Origin of the sequence: Micromonospora sp. NPDC020750 (genome assembly GCF_044334565.1) — a bacterium.
GTDB lineage: Bacteria > Actinomycetota > Actinomycetes > Mycobacteriales > Micromonosporaceae > Micromonospora.
Window position 1 is genome coordinate 188,711 of record NZ_JBIRTH010000003.1, and the last position, 17,613, is coordinate 206,323.

General features: G+C 75.2%; 20 protein-coding genes and 1 pseudogene. 1 reads left to right on the forward strand and 20 read right to left on the reverse strand.

From position 1 onward, the window contains the following. Window positions 1-216: 216 nt before the first annotated feature. The 10 genes and pseudogenes from ACH4T9_RS11040 to hisD all read right to left on the reverse strand — a co-directional run bounded on the left by ACH4T9_RS11040 (window position 217) and on the right by hisD (window position 7,424). The gene (locus tag ACH4T9_RS11040) at window positions 217-1,215 is read right to left on the reverse strand and encodes an NADP-dependent oxidoreductase (RefSeq protein WP_396670917.1); all 999 of its coding nucleotides are present in this window, start codon (window positions 1,213-1,215) and stop codon (window positions 217-219) included. Between the two features lie 120 nt (window positions 1,216-1,335). Continuing rightward, window positions 1,336-1,764, reverse strand: a pseudogene (locus ACH4T9_RS11045) (MarR family winged helix-turn-helix transcriptional regulator); the annotation flags it as partial. A gap of 95 nt (window positions 1,765-1,859) precedes the next feature. Next, on the reverse strand, window positions 1,860-2,249 hold the full coding sequence (locus tag ACH4T9_RS11050; RefSeq protein WP_396670918.1) for a RidA family protein: 390 nt from the start codon (window positions 2,247-2,249) through the stop codon (window positions 1,860-1,862). Then, on the reverse strand, window positions 2,246-2,971 hold the full coding sequence (gene priA / locus ACH4T9_RS11055) for a bifunctional 1-(5-phosphoribosyl)-5-((5-phosphoribosylamino)methylideneamino)imidazole-4-carboxamide isomerase/phosphoribosylanthranilate isomerase PriA (protein ID WP_396670919.1): 726 nt from the start codon (window positions 2,969-2,971) through the stop codon (window positions 2,246-2,248). The genes ACH4T9_RS11050 and priA overlap by 4 nt, the downstream gene beginning before the upstream one ends. A 32-nt stretch (window positions 2,972-3,003) precedes the next feature. Next, window positions 3,004-3,327 carry a hypothetical protein gene (locus tag ACH4T9_RS11060; RefSeq protein WP_396670920.1) on the reverse strand — a complete coding sequence of 108 codons (324 nt, stop codon included), beginning with the start codon at window positions 3,325-3,327 and terminating at the stop codon, window positions 3,004-3,006. Between the two features lie 75 nt (window positions 3,328-3,402). Then, window positions 3,403-4,038 carry an imidazole glycerol phosphate synthase subunit HisH gene (gene hisH, locus ACH4T9_RS11065; RefSeq protein ID WP_396670921.1) on the reverse strand — a complete coding sequence of 212 codons (636 nt, stop codon included), beginning with the start codon at window positions 4,036-4,038 and terminating at the stop codon, window positions 3,403-3,405. A gap of 156 nt (window positions 4,039-4,194) precedes the next feature. Then, a complete protein-coding gene (locus ACH4T9_RS11070) occupies window positions 4,195-4,368 on the reverse strand; it encodes a hypothetical protein (protein ID WP_396670922.1) in 174 nt (57 codons plus the stop codon). A gap of 28 nt (window positions 4,369-4,396) precedes the next feature. Further along, entirely contained in the window at window positions 4,397-5,008 is a 612-nt protein-coding gene (hisB, locus tag ACH4T9_RS11075; protein ID WP_396670923.1) for an imidazoleglycerol-phosphate dehydratase HisB, read from the reverse strand. Continuing rightward, window positions 5,005-6,078, reverse strand: coding sequence for a histidinol-phosphate transaminase (locus tag ACH4T9_RS11080; RefSeq protein WP_396671454.1), 1,074 nt, complete (start codon window positions 6,076-6,078; stop codon window positions 5,005-5,007). Before ACH4T9_RS11080 ends, hisB begins: the two co-directional genes overlap by 4 nt. A gap of 23 nt (window positions 6,079-6,101) precedes the next feature. Further along, window positions 6,102-7,424: a histidinol dehydrogenase gene (gene hisD / locus ACH4T9_RS11085; RefSeq protein ID WP_396670924.1), complete on the reverse strand. Its 1,323-nt coding sequence runs from the start codon at window positions 7,422-7,424 to the stop codon at window positions 6,102-6,104. A gap of 106 nt (window positions 7,425-7,530) precedes the next feature. Here hisD and ACH4T9_RS11090 point away from each other — a divergent pair, with 106 nt between their 5' ends. Then, a complete protein-coding gene (locus ACH4T9_RS11090) occupies window positions 7,531-8,232 on the forward strand; it encodes an LON peptidase substrate-binding domain-containing protein (RefSeq protein ID WP_396670925.1) in 702 nt (233 codons plus the stop codon). On the opposite strand, the gene ACH4T9_RS11095 is transcribed toward ACH4T9_RS11090, so the two are convergent. From ACH4T9_RS11095 to ACH4T9_RS11140, 10 genes are all read right to left on the reverse strand, one after another. Then, entirely contained in the window at window positions 8,147-9,097 is a 951-nt protein-coding gene (locus tag ACH4T9_RS11095; protein ID WP_396670926.1) for a DUF2567 domain-containing protein, read from the reverse strand. The genes ACH4T9_RS11090 and ACH4T9_RS11095 overlap by 86 nt on opposite strands. Before the next feature lie 56 nt (window positions 9,098-9,153). Further along, entirely contained in the window at window positions 9,154-10,836 is a 1,683-nt protein-coding gene (locus ACH4T9_RS11100) for an AAA family ATPase (protein WP_396670927.1), read from the reverse strand. Window positions 10,837-10,912: 76 nt separating this feature from the next. After that, window positions 10,913-11,881 carry a hypothetical protein gene (locus ACH4T9_RS11105; protein ID WP_396670928.1) on the reverse strand — a complete coding sequence of 323 codons (969 nt, stop codon included), beginning with the start codon at window positions 11,879-11,881 and terminating at the stop codon, window positions 10,913-10,915. 43 nt (window positions 11,882-11,924) lie between these two features. Continuing rightward, complete coding sequence (locus tag ACH4T9_RS11110; protein ID WP_396670929.1) at window positions 11,925-12,869, reverse strand: RluA family pseudouridine synthase; 945 nt, start codon at window positions 12,867-12,869, stop codon at window positions 11,925-11,927. Next, on the reverse strand, window positions 12,866-13,480 hold the full coding sequence (gene lspA, locus ACH4T9_RS11115) for a signal peptidase II (protein WP_396670930.1): 615 nt from the start codon (window positions 13,478-13,480) through the stop codon (window positions 12,866-12,868). The genes ACH4T9_RS11110 and lspA overlap by 4 nt, the downstream gene beginning before the upstream one ends. Window positions 13,481-13,542: 62 nt before the next feature. After that, complete coding sequence (locus ACH4T9_RS11120) at window positions 13,543-13,962, reverse strand: TraR/DksA family transcriptional regulator (protein ID WP_396670931.1); 420 nt, start codon at window positions 13,960-13,962, stop codon at window positions 13,543-13,545. A gap of 224 nt (window positions 13,963-14,186) precedes the next feature. Then, the gene (locus ACH4T9_RS11125) at window positions 14,187-15,692 is read right to left on the reverse strand and encodes a potassium/proton antiporter (RefSeq protein WP_396670932.1); all 1,506 of its coding nucleotides are present in this window, start codon (window positions 15,690-15,692) and stop codon (window positions 14,187-14,189) included. Window positions 15,693-15,714: 22 nt separating this feature from the next. Beyond that, window positions 15,715-16,014 carry a DUF167 domain-containing protein gene (locus tag ACH4T9_RS11130; RefSeq protein WP_396670933.1) on the reverse strand — a complete coding sequence of 100 codons (300 nt, stop codon included), beginning with the start codon at window positions 16,012-16,014 and terminating at the stop codon, window positions 15,715-15,717. Window positions 16,015-16,020: 6 nt separating this feature from the next. Continuing rightward, a complete protein-coding gene (locus ACH4T9_RS11135) occupies window positions 16,021-16,728 on the reverse strand; it encodes a hypothetical protein (RefSeq protein ID WP_396670934.1) in 708 nt (235 codons plus the stop codon). A 73-nt stretch (window positions 16,729-16,801) separates the two neighbouring features. After that, window positions 16,802-17,602 (reverse strand): DivIVA domain-containing protein, encoded by an 801-nt coding sequence (locus ACH4T9_RS11140; protein ID WP_396670935.1) that lies wholly within the window; start codon window positions 17,600-17,602, stop codon window positions 16,802-16,804. Window positions 17,603-17,613 lie beyond the last annotated feature (11 nt).

A 17,613-nucleotide genomic window follows, 5' to 3' on the forward strand; every position in this document is an offset into this window, starting at 1 on the left:
CACCCCGCCCACGCCCCGCCTACGCGCACTTTCACGGAATGTGTGGCCATGGCGCGCGCCGATGCCACACATTCCGTGAAAGTGCGCGCACCGGAACACCGGGAGGGCGCGGGCGGGGGCGGGGTGTGGGCGGCGGGGCGGGCGGGGCTGGCGGGGCTGGTGGGGCGGGTGGGGCCCGGTGGGGCGGGTGGGGCGGTGGGGCGGGTGGGGCGGGGTCTACAGCCGGACGAGCATCTTGCCGAGGTTCTCGCCGCGGAGCAGGCCGAGGAATGCCTCCGGGGCGCGGGTGATGCCGTCGACGACCGTCTCGTCGTACGAGAGCTTCCCCTCGCGCAGCCAGCCGGCGACCTCCTGGACGAACCGGTCGCGCAGGTGGTTGTGGTCGCGGACCAGGAAGCCGCGCAGGGTGAGCCGCTTACCGATGACCAGCGCCAGGTTGCGCGGGGCCGCCGGCGGCTCGCTGTCGTTGTACTGGGCGATCATCCCGCAGATCGCGGCCCGGCCGTGCAGCCTCATCGCACCGATGGCCGCCTCCAGGTGCTCCCCGCCGACGTTGTCGAAGTAGACGTCGATCCCGTCCGGCGCGGCGGCCCTGAGCGAGTCGCGCACCGGGCCGTCGTGGTAGTCGAACGCGGCGTCGAGGCCCAGTTCCTCCAGCCGCTCGACCTTGGCCGCCGAGCCGGCGCTGCCGACCACCCGACCGGCGCCCTTGAGCTTGGCGATCTGGCCGACCACGCTACCCACCGCTCCGGCCGCGCCGGAGACGAAGACCGTCTCGCCCGGCTTCATCGCGGCCACGTCGAGCAGCCCCGCGTACGCGGTCAGCCCGGTCATGCCGAGCACGCCCAGGTACGTGCTCACCGGGGCCAGGTCCGGGTCGACCTTGCGGGCTTCCCGGGCGTCGACCAGGGCGTACTCCCGCCAGCCGAGGCCGTGCAGGACCGTGTCGCCCGGGGCGATCCCGTCGGCCTCACCGGCCACCACCTCACCGAGCGCGCCGCCGTCGAGCGGGGCGTCGAGGGCGAAGGGCGGCGCGTAGGACTTGACGTCGTTCATCCGCCCCCGCATGTACGGGTCGACGGACATGAACTGGTTGCGCACCATGAGCTGGCCGGGCCCCGGGGTGGGCACCTCGGTCTCCACAAGGCGGAAGTTCTCGGCGGTCGGCCAGCCCTGCGGGCGGGAGGCCAGGTGGATCTCACGGTTGACGGTCACGGTGTCGTCCCTTCGGTCGCTGGTCGGGCTGCGCCGCGCGAGGTGTCAGGCGGCCAGGTCCTCGCGGACGGTGAGTGCCACCTCGACGTTGCCACGTCCCGCGTTCGAGTACGGGCTCTGTCGGTGGATCGTCTCGGTGACCCGGGTCAGGGTGTCGCGCAGCGCGACCAGCTCGGCCTCGCTGAGGCCGGTGGCGAGGGCCACCCGCAGCGGGACGTCGCCCATCCGCTCGCGCAGCGCCCCGCCGTCGCCGGTCAGGCGCACCTCCACCCGGCGCTCGTCGCGCGCCGAGCGGGACCGGACCAGCAGGCCCGCCGCCTCCAGCCGCTTGAGCAACGGGGAGAGGGTGCCGGAGTCCAGGCGCAGCGCGGCGCCCAGCTCGGAGACGGTGGGGGCGTCGTCGCGCTCCCAGAGCACCAGCAGCACCAGGTACTGCGGGTAGGTCAGCCCGAACGCGTCGAGGATCGGCCGGTAGACGTCGGTCAGGGCGCGCGACGCCGCGTACAGCGCGAAGCACACCTGCCGGCGCAACACCAGATCATCGGTCACCTCAGAAAGGTAGCGGGCAATCAAGTTGCGCACAACCGATCTTGCCGGACGGCAGCCCGCCTCACCCCGCCCTCGCCGGGGCGGGGTGAGGCGGGCTAGCGGTCGCCGAGGTACGCCTCCAGCTCCACCTCGACCAGGTGGTCCGGGTCCAGCAGGGCGGCCACCACGACCAGGGTCGCCACCGGGCGGACCGCGCCGAACACCGCGTTGTGGGCCCGGCCCACCTCGTCGGCGTACGCGCGGTCGGTCACGTACATCCGGGTGCGCACCACGTCCCCGGGCTCCGCGCCGACCTCGGCCAGAGCCGCCAGGCCGATCCGCAGCGCCTGGGCGGTCTGCGCCGCGGCATCCCCCACGTGCGCGACACGCCCGTCGACCGTGGCGGTACAGCCGGCCGTGACGGCCCGGTCGCCGGCCCGGACCACCCGGGAGTAGCCGTAGAGCTGCTCCCAGGGGCCGCCCGAGCCGAGCCGGGTGACGGTCACGCGGCGGCCAGCACGTCGAGGGCCTGCCGCACGGTGAACGCGCCCGCGTACAGCGCCTTGCCGGCGATCACACCCTCCACGCCCGCCGGCTCCAGGGTGGCCAGGGCCCGCAGGTCATCCAGCGTCGAGACGCCGCCGGAGGCGATCACCGGGGCGGCGGTGCGGGAACACACCTCGCGCAGCAGGTCCAGGTTCGGCCCTCGCATGGTGCCGTCCTTGGTGATGTCGGTCACCACGTACCGGGCTGCGCCGGCCTTGTCGAGCCGCTCCAGCACCTCGAACAGGTCGCCGCCGTCGCGGGTCCAGCCGCGCGCCGACAGGGTACGACCCCGCACGTCCAGCCCGATGGCGATCCGGTCGCCGTACTCGCCACAGACCCGGTCGCACCACTGCGGGTCCTCCAGCGCGGCCGTGCCGATGTTGACCCGGGCCGCGCCGGTGCCCAGGGCGGCCCGCAGCGACTCGTCGTCCCGGATGCCGCCCGACAGCTCCACCTTGACGTCGAGCCGGCGGACCACCTCGGCCAGCAGGGCCGCGTTGGAGCCACGACCGAACGCGGCGTCCAGGTCCACCAGGTGGATCCACTCCGCGCCGTCGCGCTGCCAGGCCAGCGCCGCCTCCAACGGGTCGCCGTAGGTGGTCTCGCTGCCGGCGGCGCCCTGCACGAGCCGGACGGCCTGGCCGTCGGCGACGTCCACGGCGGGCAACAGGGTGAGGCTCAACGCTCTTCTCCTCGAATCGGGAACACGGTGGATCAGGACCGGCGGCCCAGGGCGATCACCACGGCCGCCGGCAGGACCAGCAGCAACAACACGACCAGCACCAGCCGCAGCGCCACGTCGTCGACGAAACTCCAGATGCCGAGCACCGCCACCCCGGTCAGCCCCACGATCGCGGCCCGCTCACCCCGGGTGTGCCGGGCCAGCCGGCCCGAACGGCGGCGCGACCAGCGGGGCAGCAGCCGGCGTACCAGCGCGCGGCGGCGCTCCCGGCGGGCCACCCGGCGGCGGCGGACGGCGCGCTCCCGCTCCAACTGGGCCTCGCGGGCCTCCCGGCGGCGGGCCCGCTCCTTGCTCATCGGACGCCCCGGCCCGGCGTCGCCGGGCCGACGGGCGGCCGGCCCGCGGCGGCCCGGCCCGGCCCGGTGACCCGCTCAGCCACCGACGGTCACGGTGGCCAGCCAGTTGCGCAGCAGCGCCGCGCCGGTGTCGGCCGACTTCTCCGGATGGAACTGGGCTGCCGACAACGCGCCGCGCTCGACCGCGGCCACGAAGTCCGTCTCGTGGTGCGCGGTGGTCACCGTCGACCCGGCCGCGGCCAGCGCCGCCGGGTCGGTCACCCCGTAGGAGTGGACGAAGTAGAAGCGGCTGTCCGCCGGCAGGCCGGCGAAGAGCGTCGACGACGCCGGGGCGTGCACGGTGTTCCAGCCCATGTGCGGCAGCCGGGCGGCGGCCAGCCGCGTCACCGCGCCGGGCAGCAGCCCGAGCCCCTTGGTGACCACCCCGTGCTCGTCCCCGTGCTCGAAGAGCACCTGCATGCCGACGCAGATGCCCAGCACCGGACGGCCGGCCGCGACCCGTTCGGCGATCACCGGGCCGGCGCCGATCGCCTCGATCCCGGCCATGCAGGCGGCGAACGCGCCGACGCCCGGAACGACCAGGCCCTCCGCCTCGGCGGCGGCGGTCAGGTCATCGGTCACCGTGACGTGCGCGCCGGCCCGTTCCAGGGCCCGCTCGGCCGAGCGCAGGTTGCCCGAGCCGTAGTCGAGCACCACGATCCGCTCGCTCATGCCGGCACTCCGCTGCGCTCCGTGCCGCCATGAGACACCACGGCACCGCGCCCGACGATTCGCTCGCTACGCTCGCTCATGCCGGCACTCCGCTGCGCTCCGTGCCGCCATGAGACACCACGGCACCGCGCCCGACGATTCGCTCGCTACGCTCGCTCATGAGCCCTCCCCGGGCAGCAGCCAGAGCACCCCGCCGATGGTGGCCAGCACCGCGAGCAGCGCGGTGATCACCACCGCGCTACGCGGCGCGCCCTGGCGGTGCAGCGACCACACCCCGCCGACCAGCACCCCGGCGAGGATCAACAGCAGCGTCGGCAACACAGACCCCATCAGGATCGTCCCTTCCGCGCGCCCGGCCTCACAACGCGCCTTTCGTGCTGGGGATCGCGCCGGCCGAGCGCGGATCGATGGCGGTGGCCTCGCGCAGGGCGCGGGAGACCGCCTTGAACTGGGCCTCCACCACGTGGTGGGCGTCCGGGTGGCCGCCGGGGCGGGCCGCCCGCAGCACGTCCACGTGCAGGGTGATCCGGGCCGCCTGGCCGAAGGACTCCCAGATGTGCCGGGTCATGCTGGTCGGGTAGACCGGCCCGATGTACGGCGCGAGCACCGGCTCGTCGTGCACCACGTACGGGCGGCCGGACAGGTCGACGGCGGCCCGGACCAGGACCTCGTCCATCGGGACGGTGGCCGAGCCGTACCGCCGGATGCCGGCCTTGTCCCCCAGCGCCTCGTCAAACGCGGCGCCCAGGGCCAGCGCCGTGTCCTCCATCGTGTGATGGGCGTCGATCTCAAGGTCGCCGACGGTGCGCACGGTCAGGTCGAAGCCGCCGTGCCGGGCGATCTGGTGCAGCATGTGGTCGTAGAAGCCGACCCCGGTGCCGATCTCGGCCGCTCCGGTGCCGTCGAGGTCGATCTCGACGAGCACCTTGGTCTCCTTGGTGATCCGCTCCACCCGGGCGGTCCGGCTCATTGAAGTCTCTCCATCGCGGTGAGGAAGGCGTCGGTCTCGGCGGGGGTGCCGGCGGTGACCCGCAGCCAGCCGGGCAGCCCGACGTCGCGGACCAGCACGCCGGCGTCGAGCAGGGCGCGCCAGGCCACCGCCTGGTCACCGCCCACGGCGAAGAGCACGAAGTTGGCGTCGCTGTCGGCCACCCGGTGACCCCGGGCGCGCAGCTCGGCGACGATCCGGTCCCGCTGCCCCATGATCGCCTCGACCGTGCCGAGCAGGGCGTCGCGGTGCGCCAGCGCCGCGCGGGCGGCGGCCTGGGTGAGCGCGGAGAGGTGGTACGGCAGCCGGACGAGCTGCACCGCGGCCACCACGGCCGGGTCGGCGGCCAGGTAGCCGAGCCGGCCGCCGGCGAAGCCGAACGCCTTGCTCATCGTCCGGGTCACCACCAGCCTCGGGTGGCCGGGCAGCACCGCGAGGGCGCTGACCGTGCCGGGGCGGGCGAACTCGGCGTACGCCTCGTCGACCACCACCATGCCGGGGGCCGCCGCCAGCACCGCGGCGACCACCGCCGGGTCCAGCGCGGTGCCGGTGGGGTTGTTCGGCGAGCAGAGGAAGACCACGTCGGGGCGGTGCTCCCGGACCTGGGCCACCGCCTCGTCGGCGGTCAGCCCGAAGTCCGCCCCACGCCGGGCCGGCACCCAGCGGGTGCCGGTGCCCAGGGCCAGCAGCGGATGCATCGAGTACGCCGGGGCGAAGCCGAGCGCGCTGCGCCCCGGGCCGCCGAACGCCTGGAGCAGTTGCTGCTGGATCTCGTTGGAGCCGTTGGCCGCCCACACCTGCTCGACGGTGAGCCCGTGGCCCAGGTACGCCGCCAGGTCGGCGCGCAGCGCCACGGCGTCGCGGTCCGGATACCGGTTGAGGTCGCGCAGCTCCGCCGCGAGGGCCTTGCCGATCGCGTCGACCACCGGCTCGGGCACCGGGTAGGAGTTCTCGTTGGTGTTCAGCCGCACCGGCACGTCGAGCTGCGGCGCCCCGTACGGGGACAGCCCGCGCAGGTCGTCGCGGATCGGCAGGTCGTCGATGGCACCCACGCCCGCCACCCCGCCTCGCTCGTTCACGGGGTGTCCCCCGGGAAACGCACGCTGACCGCCTGGCGGTGGGCCGGCAGGTTCTCCACCCCGGCCAGGGTGACGACGTGTGGGGCCACCTCGCGCAGCGCCTGCTCGGTGTACTCGATGAGGTGGACGCCGCGCAGGAAGGACTGCACCGACAGGCCCGAGGAGTGCCGGGCGCAGCCGCCGGTGGGCAGCACGTGGTTGGAGCCGGCGCAGTAGTCGCCCAGCGACACCGGCGACCAGGCGCCGACGAAGATCGCCCCGGCGTTGCGCACCCGCAGCGCCCACTCGCGGGCGTTCTCGGTCTGGATCTCCAGGTGCTCGGCGGCGTACGCGTCGACCACCCGCAGGCCGGCCTCCAGGTCGTCGACGAGGACCACGCCGCTCTGCTCACCGGTGAGCGCGGTGGTGACCCGCTCGGCGTGCTTGGTCGCGGGCACCTGTCGGGCCAGCTCCCGCTCGACCGCCTCGACCAGCGCGGGCGACGGGGTGACCAGCACGCTGGCCGCGAGGGGGTCGTGCTCGGCCTGGCTGACCAGGTCGGCGGCGACGTGCGCCGGGTCGGCCGTGTCGTCGGCGAGGATGGCGATCTCGGTCGGGCCGGCCTCGGCGTCGATGCCGACCACCCCGCGCAGCAGCCGTTTCGCGGCGGTCACCCAGATGTTGCCCGGGCCGGTGATCATGTCGACCGGGTCGCAGCGCTCCGCGCCGGCCGGGTCGACCGCCGAGCCGTACGCGAGCATGGCCACCGCCTGGGCGCCGCCGACGGCGTACACCTCGTCGACGCCGAGCAGCGCGCAGGCCGCGAGGACCCGGGCGTCGGGCAGGCCGCCGTTGTCCTGCTGCGGAGGGCTGGCCACCACCAGGGAACGGACCCCGGCCGCCTGGGCGGGGACCACGTTCATCACCACCGTCGACGGGTACATCGCCAGGCCGCCGGGAACGTACAGGCCGACCCGGTCCACCGGCACCCAGCGCTCGGTTACCGTGCCGCCCGGCACCACCTGCGTGGTGTGGTCGGTGCGCCGCTGGTCGGCGTGCACCTTCCGGGCGCGGCTGATCGACTCCGACAGCGCCGCGCGGACCTGCGGGTCGAGCGTCCCCTCGGCCTCGGCGATCGCCTCGGCGGGGACCCGCAGCCGCTCCGGCGAGACGCCGTCGAACCGCTCGCTCGCCTCCCGGATCGCCGGGTACCCATGCTCCCGGACCGCCTCCACGAGCGGGCGGATCCGCTCGACGGCCACGGAGACGTCGAGCTGGGCACGGGGCAGCAGGCGGCGGGGGTCCTGGACGCCGCCGCGCAGGTCGATCCGATTCAACACCCCTGCGAGTCTAGGCGGACCGCCCGGCGCAGGCCCGCGCCGCCCGCAGGCCGGGACGGTGAGCCGAGCCACGCCGGCGCGGCGCGGGCGGGCTACGCTCGACCACGTGACTGCACGGTTGCCGATCTTCCCCCTCGGGACGGTGCTCTTCCCCGGTCTGGTGCTGCCCCTGCACATCTTCGAGGAGCGCTACCGGGCCCTGGTGCGCCATCTGGTGGGCCTGCCCGAGGGCACGCCCCGCGAGTTCGGGGTGGTGGCGATCCGGGCCGGCTGGGAGGTGGCCCCCAGGGCCACGGAGCGACCCGTCCCCGGCGTCGGGGACGTCACGCTGCACGAGGTGGGCTGCACCGCCGAGGTGCGTCAGGTGACCGAGCTGGCCGACGGCGGGTTCGACATCGTCACGGTGGGACGGCGGCGGTTCCGCATCACCGACGTCGACGAGCGTGCCGAGCCGTACCTGACCGCCGAGGTGGAGTGGCTGCCGGAGCCGGGCGGCCCGGACGAGGGCAGCGACCTGCTGGCGGCCCGGGTGATCTCGGTGTTCCGGCAGTACCTCGGGCTGATCCGCCCCGACCCGGAGGACATCTCCGAGCAGCTCCCGGAGGATCCCACCGTCCTGTCCCACCTGGTCGCCGCGACGGCCATGCTGACCGTGGACGACCGGCAGCGGCTGCTCGCCATCGACGACACGACCGCCCGGCTCCGCGCCGAGCTGCGGCTGCTCAACCGCGAGGCGGCTCTGCTGCGCCAGGTGCGGGCGGTTCCGGTGCCGCTGTCGGAGCTGGCGAGCCCGCCGGCCCCCAACTGACCCCCGGCGGGGCGGTCGGGAAGCCGCCGGGCGGGGCAGCCGGGACCCAGGCCAGGTCGGGCGTCGGTTCCCGGCGCAGCGACGGCCAGCGGGACCAGCCGGCCAGCAGGGTGTACGTCACGGCCGCGGCGAACGCCGGCAGCAGCAGGTTGCCGTACGGCACCGGGAGCACGTCGAGGAACCAGTGCACGCCCCCGGCGCGCAGGTCCGCGGGCTTGGTGAACGCCCGCCCCACCGGGGCATCGGCCAGCAGACGGTCGTACGTCGACAGGCCGACCCGACGGCCGACCTGCCAGGCCACCGGTGCCGCCGCGAGCCCGCCGAGCACGCCGGCGAGCAGCCCGGCGGGGCCGCGGCGGCGACGCAACAGCACCCACAGGGCCAGCGCGGCGAGCACGCCGAACCCGAGCCCGAGCATGCTGAACCAGCCGTCCGCGGCGATCGGCTGCTCCGGCTGCGGCTGGGCGTAGACGGCACCCGCGGCGGTCTTGACCACCGGGGTGTCGGGCGCGACGGCCGCCCAGAGAAGCCCCAGCGGAACGCCCAGCGCGGCCAGCGCCGCCACCGCGCCGAGCGCCACCGCGATCGACCGCCCCGGCCGACGCGCCGGCCGGTCGGCGTCGGGGAACGGGACGTAGCCGGCGGCGGGGTTCGCCGGTCCGGACGCCCCGGGGTCGGGGGCCGGCCAGGCGAGCGGGTCCGCGCCGGGCGCGGCGGCGGGGGTGCCCGCCGGCACCGGCAGGCCGGCGGACCAGCCGGGGGCCTCCGGGCCCGCCACCGGCCGGGGGTGCGCCCCGGGCTCGGGCCCGCCCGGCGCGGCGGGTGGGGGCAGGGGTCGGTCGGGATCGGAGGTGTCCGGGCTCACCGGTTGATCCTTCCAGACCGGACCCACCCCCGGGGCGTCGGTGCCGCCGGACGGTCTCAGTCGGCGAAGGGTTCGAGCATGGTCGACGCGGCACGCAGCCAGGCCTGGCGGGTCTCCGGCTGGAGCTGCTGGTACTCGATCGAGGACCCGGTCTCCAGCGCCGGGTCGTACGGCACCACGGCCACGGCCCTCGTCCGGGTGGCGAAGTGCCGCTCCAGGTCGTCCTGAAGAGGCGAGCGGCCGGGCGTCGGGCAGGAGATCAGGGTGACCGCGTTCTCGGCCAGCTCGCCCATGCCCACCTCGTGCAGCAGGTCGAGCATCCAGTCCGCGCTGAACGCGGCGTCCTCCCGGGGCACGGTGGTGACCACCAGTTGGTCGGCGGCCTGCATCACCGTGCGCCAGTTCGGGCTCTCCACGTTGTTGCCGGTGTCCACGCAGACCACGTCGTGGGTTCGGCGCAGCAGCTCCAGCACCCGCTTGACGGTGAACTGGTCCAGCCGCTGGGCGAACCGGGGGCTCTCCTCCCCGGCCAGCACGTCGTACGAGCCGTCGGAGGCGTGCCGCAGATAGTCGTCCAGGCTCGCCAGCAGCTCGGCGCCCTCACGGATCTCGATCTGGGCGAGGTCGCCGATCAGGTGCCGGATGGTCCGGGCGTGCCGGGCGCTCCCGGCGCGCAGCCCGAGGGTGCCGCGCAGCTCGTTGTCGTCCCACGCGAGCACGCCCCGGCCCCGCACGCTGCCCACGGTGGCGGCGGCCAACACCGTGGCGGTGGTCTTGTGCACCCCGCCCTTGGGGTTGGCGAAGGCGAGCACCCGGGGGGTGCCCAGCTCGCGGCGGAGCACCCCGGCAGACCGCTCCAGCTCGCTCTCCGGGCTCTGCGGTCGCCACTCGATCCGGGCCGGATAGCCCCGGTCCACCACGGCCGGCGGCCCGGCCTGGTAGACCGGCTCGACCGGAGACTGGTACACCGGCTCGACCGGGTAGACCGGCTCCACCGGAGACTGGTACACCGGCTCGACCGGGTAGACCGGCTCGATCTGCGGCTGGTACGTCGGCTCGACCGGAGGCTGGTACGTCGGCTCGGGCCGGTACCCGCCGTTGTCCAGCAGCGCGTACCGCGACTCGACCGGTGACGGCTCGGACCGGTAGCCGTTGTCCAGCATCGCGTACCGGGACTGGGCGGGCGGGGCGAGCGGGGCGAGGTCGGCACGGCGCACCGGCTCCGGCTCCGGATGGACCGGCTCGTGGCGGGCCGGCTCGGCCCGCCACACCGGCTCGACCGGGTACACCGGCTCGCCCGGGTAGGCGGGCTCGGACTGGTATGCCGGCCCGGGCTGGTAGGACGGCTCCGCCTGGTACGTCGGCTCGGGCGGGTAGGAGGGCTCGGGCTGGTAGCCCGGGTCGATCCGGTAGGCCGGGTCCACCCGGTAGCTCGCCCCGGCCCGGTAGCCCCCGTGGGGTGGCTCGGCCGGGTGGCCGGGCTCCGAGCCGTACGACGGCTCGGCGGAGCGGCCGATCGCCGGCGCCCGCCCGGCGTAGCCGTTGCCCGACGCGCGCCGGGGCAACGGCTCGGGGGCCACCCGGGACGCCTCCTCGGCACGATGGTCGGCCTCGGCCTGCTCCGCGGTACGACCGCCGTGGCGGGCCCGGTCGAGCAGCGCCCGCCACCGCGGTGCTGGCTCGGCCGGGCGACCCCAGCCGGTCTCCGTGCCGTCCAAGGCTCGCCCTCCCAGCGCCATCGATCTCCGCCTGACAGGCTACGAACGAAACCCTATTCGGACCACACCGGTCTGCGCACATTCTGATCCGTCTTTGTCACCGAGGCACCGCCTCCGGGCCGCCGTCGGCCGCGTACGGCGAGGTCGCGGCGCTCGGCGGGACATCCCCGGCCGACGCCGGGCCGACAGGCGGTGACGACACCACGACCTTCGGTGCCGCTTCCGACGTTTCGCCCACCCCCGGCACCGGCCCGGTGTCGGCCGGCGGGCGGGCCACGTCGCGCTGTTCGGGCAGCGGTGGGGTGACCACCGTGCGGTCCAACCGGCGCAGCTCCGGAGCAGGTTCGACGGACCGGACCCGCGGCCGACCGGCCAGCGCGCGCAGTGCCTCCGGCCCGCCCCGCACCACCGCCGCGTACACGCAGGCGCACCCCGCCCGGTACGCCGCCGCCTCGTCCGCCGCGACCTGCGCCCCGGTCTCGTACCCCCGGCGCAGCTCGGGGTCGGCGGCACCGGCGGCCCGGGCCCGCTGGTCGGCGGCCTCGCGGTCCTTGCGGGCGGCCACCCCGGCCATCCCGGCGGTCACGTCCTGCGGCAGCCACTGGACCGGCAGCCGGACGATCTCGCTCTGCCGGCCGGGCAGCGGCGCCCGGGCCACCACCTCCGCGACGGACACGCCGTCGAGCAGCGTCGCCAGCCCGCCCGGGGCGACGTACGCCGAGAACGACACCAGCGCGTACGTTCCGGCCGGCGACCCGCCGGCCGGCAGGGCCGCCAGCTCGGCCGCGGCGGTGCGCAGGTACCCGGGGATCGGGTCGCCGGAGGCGATTCCGACCCGGGTCACCTCGCCCACCGTGCGGTCCCCTGCCGGCCGGTCCTGGCGGCTCGCCCACCCGGCGGCGAGCAGCACCGCCGCCACCGCCAGCAGCGCGGCCGAGGTGAGCAGGCGGGGCCGGCGGGCCACTCCGGCCGCGGCGCGACCGGCGGCGGGGCCGGTCGCGGCGGCCGGCCCGGGTTCCGGGCCCGACGACGGCTGGTCGGACCGCGGTGGTTCGGTAGCGCGCACCGCGCGGGCCCTCCCGTCGGAAGAGTCTCGGTGGGACGTCGGGTCAGTCGCGGAGGATCTCCAGCGCCCGTTCCAGGTCGGCCGGGTAGTCGCTGACGAAGGTCACCTCGTCGCCCGTACGCGGGTGCTGGAAGCTCAGCGACCGGGCGTGCAGCCACTGCCGGCCCAGGCCCAGCCGGGCGGACAGCGTCGGGTCCGCGCCGTAGGTGAGGTCGCCCACGCAGGGGTGGCGCAGGGCGGAGAAGTGCACCCGGATCTGATGGGTCCGGCCGGTCTCCAGCCGGACGTCCAGCAGGCTCGCCGCCGGGAACGCCTCCAGCGTGTCGTAGTGGGTGACGCTGGGCTTGCCGTCGGAGACCACGGCCCACCGGTAGTCGTGGTTCGGGTGCCGGTCGATCGGGGCGTCGATGGTGCCGCGCAGCGGGTCCGGGTGACCCTGCACCACGGCGTGGTAGCGCTTCTCCACCTCGCGGTACTTGAAGGCCCGCTTCAACGCGGTGTACGCCTGCTCGCTCTTGGCCACCGCCATGATCCCGGTGGTCCCGACATCGAGGCGGTGCACCACGCCCTGCCGCTCGGCGGCGCCGCTGGTGGAGATCCGGTGCCCGACGCCGGCCAGCCCGCCGATCACGGTCGGGCCGGTCCAGCCGGGGCTGGGGTGGGCCGCCACGCCCACCGGCTTGTCCACGACCACGATGTCGTCGTCGGCGTACACCACCCGAAGGCCGGGAACCGTCTGCGGCACCACGGCCGGCGGGGCGGGCGGGGCCGGCAGCGTCACCTCCAGCCACGAGCCGGCCTTGACCTTGTGCGAGTTGGGCCGGGCCGCGCCGTCGACCAGCGCGTCACCGGCGTCGACCAGGGCCGCGGCTGCGGTGCGGGAGAGCCCGAAGAGCCGGGACACGGCCTGGTCGAGCCGCATGCCGTCCAGGCCGTCCGGCACCGGCAGGGAACGCTGGTCGCCGCCCGCGGCGAACGCCGCGGTCATGCCCGCTCCCGCTGTCCGGCCGGGACCGCGTCGGCGGCCTTGTCCCTGCCGAGCCGGGAGCCGTCGCGCTGACGCCCGGTGAGTTCCAGCACCACGGCCAGCACCACCCCGCAGAGCAGCGAGCTGTCGGCCAGGTTGAACACCGGCCACACCTGGCCGTACGGGTCGAAGAGGCTGATCATGTCGACTACGTGGCCGACGAAGTGGCCGGGGGCCCGGAAGATCCGGTCGCCCAGGTTACCCAGCGCCCCGCCGAGCACCAGACCGAGCGAGACCGCCCAGGGCAGCGAACGCAGCCGCAGGGCCATCCACCCGATCCAGCCGACCACCCCGATGGTGATCAGCGGGAAGACCCAGGTGTGGTCGCCGCCGATGCCCCATGCCGCGCCGCTGTTGCGGGTGAGGCTGAGGTAGACCGCGCCGCCGAGCAGCTTCACCGGCTCCCTGTCGCTGAGTTCGAGCAGGGCGAGGTGCTTGGTGAGCAGGTCGGCCAGGAACGCCACCAGGGCGACCGCGACGAGGATCACGATCGCCCGACGCCGGGCCGGGGGCGTGGCCCCGCCCGGCTCGGCGGTGCCGGTCTCGGACCCGGCGGGCGGTGTAGCCGTCATCTGCTCCCCATCGACGCTCTCGGCGGTGATCGCTCACCGTCCTGATCGGCCGGGGAGCGAATTCAGCGCCGCTCCTCCAGCTGCTTGCACTTCACGCAGAGCGTCGCCGACGGGAAGGCGGCGAGCCGCTCCACCGGGATCGGGTCGCCGCACCGCTCGCACCAGCCGTAGCCGCCCTCGTCGAGCCGTTCCAGCGCCCGCTCGACCTGCGTGATCCGTTCCCGGATGCTGTTGGCGAGTGAGATCTCCTGCTCCCGCTCGAACGTCTTGGTGCCGGTGTCGGCCTGGTCGTCCCCGGCCGAGTCCGTCAGCCGATCGCGCTGCAGCTCGGTGATCTCGCTCAACGTCTGATCGTACTCGGCGCGCAACTCGTCCCGCCGCGCCGCCAGGGCCGCCCGGATCTTCTCGGTCTCCGCGACGCTGCGGGTGGCCTTGGCCACCGGTTTGCGGCCGGCGGTCCTGGTTTCGGCTGGCTTCGCCATCGTCGCTCCCTAGCGCCGCGGCGCCGCGGCGCTGCCGCGGCCCCTGGACAGGGGTCGCCGGCCTGGCGCCCCCAGGTAACAAAACGGGCGCACGGCAACGGTCGTCGCGCACTCCGGAGGTTGGCAAGAATACGGAACGTACAGGCGTCCGACAACGTGCCGCACCGCCGCCCCGTCATTCCGCCCCGAAAAGCCCTCAAATGGGCAAAACGAACGCTAGCAGATCAATCGTCGCGATCCTCGCCGTACTCCCCAAACCACCGGGCCAGGCGTCCCCGGCGGCTGACCGCGCGCAGCCGCCGCTCAGCGGCGTCCCGCACCCCCGACGTCGCCACGATCAGCAGGCTGTCGCCGGTCTTCAGCCGGGTGTCCGGGCCGGGCACGAAGCCCGCCCCGTCGCGCAGCACCAGGGTCACCGAGGCGCCCACCGGCAGCCGCAGCTCGTCCACGTGGACGCCGGCCAGCCGCGACTGCGGGGGCACCTCCAACTGGAGCAGGTCCGCCCGCATCCGCTCCAGCGGGGCGATCTCCACCCGGATCTCCGCCGGCTCGGCCGGCGCGGTCACTCCCAGCCAGCGGGCGGCCGGGGCGAGGGTGCCCGCCTGGAGCAGGGTGAAGATGACCACCAGCACGAAGACCGCGTCGAAGAGCCGCTCCGCCCCCGGCACCCGCTCCGACAGCGGGATGGTCGCCAGCACGATCGGCACCGCCCCGCGCAGCCCGGCCCAGGACAGGAACGCCTGGTCGCGCAGGCCGAAGCGGAACGGCCAGGCGGACACCACCACCGACAGCGGCCGGGCCGCCAGCACCAGCGCCAGCCCGGCGACGATCGCCGGCAGCAGCGCCGCGTCCAGCCGGGCCGGCGAGGCCAGCAGCCCGAGCAGGACGAACAGGCCGATCTGGGCCAGCCAGGCCAGCCCGTCGGCGAAGCCGAGAATGGCCTGCCGGTGCGGCAACCGGGCATTGCCCAGCAGCACCCCCGCGACGTACACGGCCAGGAAGCCGGAGGCGTGCAGCACCGCGCCCGCCGCGTACGCGAGCACGGTGAAACCGACCGCCGCGATCGGGTAGAGCCCGGCCGAGGGCAGCGCCGCCTTGCGCAACGCCGCCCGGCCGGCGAGCCCGACGCCCAGCCCGACCGCGACGCCCACGCCCAGCTCGTAGCCGAGCAGCAGACCCTCGTGCCACCACGGGTGGGCGGCCTCGGCGGCCGCCCGGGACAGCAGCACCACCAGCAGTACCACCGGAGCGTCGTTCATCCCCGACTCGGCTTCCAGGGTGGCGACCAGCCGGGGCGGCAGTCGCAGCCGGCGCAGGGTGGCGAAGACGGCGGCGGCATCGGTCGAGGAGAGCACCGCGCCGTAGAGCATGGCCAGCCGCCAGTCCAGCCCGAGCAGCAGATGCACCGCCAGGCCGACCACCAGAATGCTCACCACCACCCCGGCGGTGGACAGCACCGCGGCCAGCCCGAGCACCGGTCGCAGGGCGCTCCACCGGGCGGTCAACCCGCCCTCGGCGATGATCACGATCAGGGCGCAGAAGCCGAGGGTGCGGGTCAGCTCGACGTCGTCGAACCGGATGCCCAACCCGGACTCGCCGATCGCCATGCCGAGCGCGAGGTAGACCAGGAGGCTCGGCACGCCGAGCCGGGTGGAGAAGCGGACCGCGCCGACGGCCACCAGCAGCACCGCGGCGCCGAGCAGCAGTGTGAGGTCGAACCCGGGGGTCATGCCGGCCCGGGGCGGGCAGCCGTCACCGGTCGGCCCCGTCGCGCAGCCGGCGCAGCGCCTGCGCCAGCTCCGGCGACGGGCGCTCGACGAGGAAGAGCTTGTCCCGGCTGGCCGAGCCGGCCCGCAACGACACGGCCGCAGGCCGGACGCCGAGCGCCTCGGCCAGCGCCCGACGGGCCGCCTCGGTGGCCCGGCCGTCGACCGGCGGGGCGTTCACCGCGATCACCAGGGCCGGCCCGTGCGGGCCGTCGTGCCGGCCGCCGACCCGGGCCCGGGCTGCCCCCGGCTTCACCCGCACGGCAACGGTGAGCGTGTCGTCCATGGGGCGTCAGAGTGGCCGGGCGTCGGCGAGCAGGAAGGTGTCCGGCGCGCAGCCGGCGCACGGGGTGAAGCCCAGCCGGATGGCCTCGGCCACCGGCAGCGGCTCGGCGACACGGCCGAACAGGTGCGGGCAGTCGGCCAGGTGATAGCGGGGCCGCCCGTCGATGACCTGGACCTCGTCGTCGAGCTGAGCGACCAGCGCGGCGTCCGACGGGGACACCCGCAGCGCGGGCGGCTCGTCCGGCGGCGCCACGGCCTGGTCCGGGTCGGCCGGACCGGCATACGGGTCCTCGCCGGCGTACGGCTGCCCGTAGTCGTGCGGGTCGAGCGGGGCCTCGGCCGCGTACGGCTGCCCGTCGTCGTGCGGGTCCTCCCCGACGACGGCCGACGACCCGGGTGGTTGCCGCCACCCGGTGTCGTCGGCACCGATCGTCGGGGGAACATGTTGGGCCGGGATGTCCGGCCCGGCCTGGAAGTGGGCCTCGGACTCCGGGTCCTCGCCGGCCGGTCGCCGGCGGACCCAGGTGGCGTCCGGGTCGGAACGCCCGGCTGCCGCCCGGGTGGCGGCCGCCTGGCGGGCACCGACCACCAACGCGACGGCGGCCAGCAGGCTGGCCGCGATGGAGCCGGTCAGCGGCAGGCTGGAACCACCGGTGAGGCCGACCACCAGGAGCACGACGGCGACGAGGATGAGCAACAGGCTTACGACTATCACGGCTCACCCCCGCCGCGTCGGATTCAGGTGGGCGTGGTCGGCGGTCGTCCCCACGACGACCGCCGTACCGGAATCAGCGACCCGACTCCAGGGCGCCGGACCGACCGCCGCTGTACGAGCCGGCGAGGCTGGCTGCCGCGAGGCCGTTGCTGCCGCCCACGGCCCGGCTGCCCTCGCGGGTCATCTCGGCCTCCAGGCCCTGACCGCGGCCGTCGAGGTCGCGCAGTTGGCTCTCCAGGTACGCCTTGAGCCGGGTGCGGTACTCCCGCTCGAACTGCTTGAGCTCCTCGATGTGCTTCTGCAGCGCGGTGCGCTTGGCGTCCAGGCCGCCCATGGCCTCCTGGTGCCGCTGGCGGGCGTCGCGCTCCAGGGCGTCAGCCTTGGAGCGCGCCTCACGGGTGACCTCCTCGGCGTTCGAACGGGCCTCGGAGAGCAGCTGGTCGGCCTCCCGACGGGCGTCGGAGACGTGGTCGTCGGCGGTGCGCTGGGCCATCATCAGCACCCGCAGCGCCTGCTGCTCGCCGTCGCCGGCCACGGCAGGGCCGCCCTGGGTGCGGACCTGCTCCAGCTCGGCCTGCATCGCGCGGGCGGCCTGCTCGGCCGCCGCCTTGTCACGCTGCACCCGGTCGAGCTGGGCCTTGACGTCGTTCAGCTCGGCGGCGAGCCGGGCGTCACCGCCGGGGCCGGCGGGAGCGCCGCCACGGCCGCCACGCTCCACCTGGGCGCGCAGCTCGTTGTTCTCCTCGATCAGACGGGCAAGCTCACGCTCGACCTCGTCCAGGAAGGCGTCGACCTCCTCCTCGTCGTACCCCCGCTTGCCGATCGGCGGCTTTTTGAAGGCGACGTTGTGTACGTCGGCCGGGGTCAGCGGCATCGAAACTCCTC

Coding starts and splice junctions, on each gene's coding strand:
- ACH4T9_RS11060 (WP_396670920.1), bottom strand. CDS start 3,327: ATGAGCAAGGAGCGGGCCCGCCGCCGGGAGGCCCGCGAGGCCCAGTTG.
- hisH (WP_396670921.1), bottom strand. CDS start 4,038: ATGAGCGAGCGGATCGTGGTGCTCGACTACGGCTCGGGCAACCTGCGC.
- ACH4T9_RS11070 (WP_396670922.1), bottom strand. CDS start 4,368: ATGGGGTCTGTGTTGCCGACGCTGCTGTTGATCCTCGCCGGGGTGCTG.
- hisB (WP_396670923.1), bottom strand. CDS start 5,008: ATGAGCCGGACCGCCCGGGTGGAGCGGATCACCAAGGAGACCAAGGTG.
- ACH4T9_RS11100 (WP_396670927.1), bottom strand. CDS start 10,836: ATGGCGCTGGGAGGGCGAGCCTTGGACGGCACGGAGACCGGCTGGGGT.
- ACH4T9_RS11110 (WP_396670929.1), bottom strand. CDS start 12,869: ATGACCGCGGCGTTCGCCGCGGGCGGCGACCAGCGTTCCCTGCCGGTG.
- lspA (WP_396670930.1), bottom strand. CDS start 13,480: ATGACGGCTACACCGCCCGCCGGGTCCGAGACCGGCACCGCCGAGCCG.
- ACH4T9_RS11120 (WP_396670931.1), bottom strand. CDS start 13,962: ATGGCGAAGCCAGCCGAAACCAGGACCGCCGGCCGCAAACCGGTGGCC.
- ACH4T9_RS11125 (WP_396670932.1), bottom strand. CDS start 15,692: ATGACCCCCGGGTTCGACCTCACACTGCTGCTCGGCGCCGCGGTGCTG.
- ACH4T9_RS11130 (WP_396670933.1), bottom strand. CDS start 16,014: ATGGACGACACGCTCACCGTTGCCGTGCGGGTGAAGCCGGGGGCAGCC.
- ACH4T9_RS11140 (WP_396670935.1), bottom strand. CDS start 17,602: ATGCCGCTGACCCCGGCCGACGTACACAACGTCGCCTTCAAAAAGCCG.